Raw genomic sequence first — 1,715 nt, forward strand, 5'->3', positions numbered from 1 at the left:
CAAAGGTAGAGAGTTTCGCTTTTTTACGTAAAATGCTACTCCGGTAGCCAGACCACCGGGAGCTAAGTTTTGAATAATAAAAGCTAGTTTTGAAACTGAGCCACTCGCATCTACCGTAATTGGATAGCCTCCTTTTCGTAGTGCACCACGAAGCGTACTTACCTTCTGCTTCTTTCTTAACTCGATAGGGTTAGCCCCCACCTGGGCGGCTATAGATAATCGATCTAAATTATCATCTACGTAATCTACGTGAACTGATCCTTTGGCTACGGCTATGGCAGCGGCGTATAGCCCAATACTTTTGGCATTACCTCCGAAAATAAGCACGGGTGCTTCAAGGGAGTTATCTAACTGCGGACCTACCGCCCGGTACGCATCACTAATATTATCGCTTAGCGAAGCACAGTGAACCGGATCAATTCCTTCCGGTACTTTCACTAACATAGCATCGGCGAAGGGGACCCGCACTTTGTCACTAACCATTCCGCCAAAACTACCGGTTCCGGCACCAAATCCGTAAGCAGAGATCAGAGTTTTCTTATCGTCTCGGTTGCAATTAGCGGGTAATTGCTGATGACAGGGTTGGCACTTACCACAAGAAATTGCCCAGGGAACTACTACTACATCGCCCTTCTCAACATTTTTGACCGCTGACCCTACTTCAATGACTTCGCCGATTCCTTCGTGCCCTACTCCGAATGGGGGTTGCAAAGGCGGGTTTCCGAACACATCTAGTACCTTGGGGTCCAGGTAATGAATATTCACGCCGAGTGGCATTACTTTACGGTAATTATGAAAAAGGAAGAAGCTATCCCCATCGCAACGGGCGGCAGCAAACGGTCGCACTATGGCTTCCTGTTCACTTTGGATAGTTGGCTCAGCTACCTCTCGCCAATCTACTTTATTCATGCCCAGAAAAGTAAGCTGGCGCATAGGTTTAATTGTATTCCTCAGTCAATTCAGTAGCTATCTTAAAAGCCAGCCGGTTCAATGCGCCAGTGAGTGGATAGAAAAATAGCGATTCTTCCACATTCACATCTTGGTTGCCCGCTAGCTCTTTTAGTTTGAGTTGCTGCCCTGATTTTAGGTACTCCATCAAATCCTCTTGGAGCATTGCTTGATAACTACTAAGGTACGATGGATTAACTCCGAAGTTATGAGCAAAATTAAAATCTTGATGAATGGTAAATAACACCTGCATAAACTCATCTACTTCTCCTAACACTCGCTGTAGTACTTCTTCTGTAACTTCAGGATATTTAATAGACTTTTCAGGCACCAATGTTCCGTCACCCGTACCCAGCAATACCGTTTTAATGCGGTCAATATCGATATCTACGTCGCTCAGTAAACCACCCTTGCAAGTGATCTCCTTCGGTTCGGGGTACTGCTCTAGTTCAATAGTATCGGCTTCAGCTTGGTAAACATGTTTAAATATTGAGCGAGTCAGGCTACTTAGACTACTTAGCTTAGGACTAGGATCAACAATGTTTACTACTTTTGAACCCCGGCCACTGAATAAAATATGGCGAGGCATCTCTAGTCCTTTTACCTGCATAAGTTTAGCCAAGTGGAAAATAATTGCAGCATAAAAAACAACGAATACAATCTTAAAATCCTCGTCTTCCTTTAGCAGATTATGGAATGAGATAGGGATTTGCTGATCCTTAATATGTTTATTCTCTTCTAGCGAGAAGAAGAAAGCCACAATATCC

The 1,715-nt window shown here is 44.2% G+C and carries 1 protein-coding gene and 1 pseudogene; both read right to left on the bottom strand.

Annotated elements, in window-relative coordinates:
* Window positions 1-933 (bottom strand): alcohol dehydrogenase catalytic domain-containing protein (locus tag WBA23_RS22240; protein ID WP_424584477.1); only part of this gene is annotated, 933 nt, incomplete at its 3' end.
* Between the two features lie 4 nt (window positions 934-937).
* A pseudogene (locus WBA23_RS22245) lies at window positions 938-1,715 on the bottom strand (hypothetical protein); the annotation flags it as partial.

The sequence above is a fragment of the Tunicatimonas sp. genome (genome assembly GCF_049647865.1).
Taxonomy (GTDB): domain Bacteria; phylum Bacteroidota; class Bacteroidia; order Cytophagales; family Cyclobacteriaceae; genus Tunicatimonas.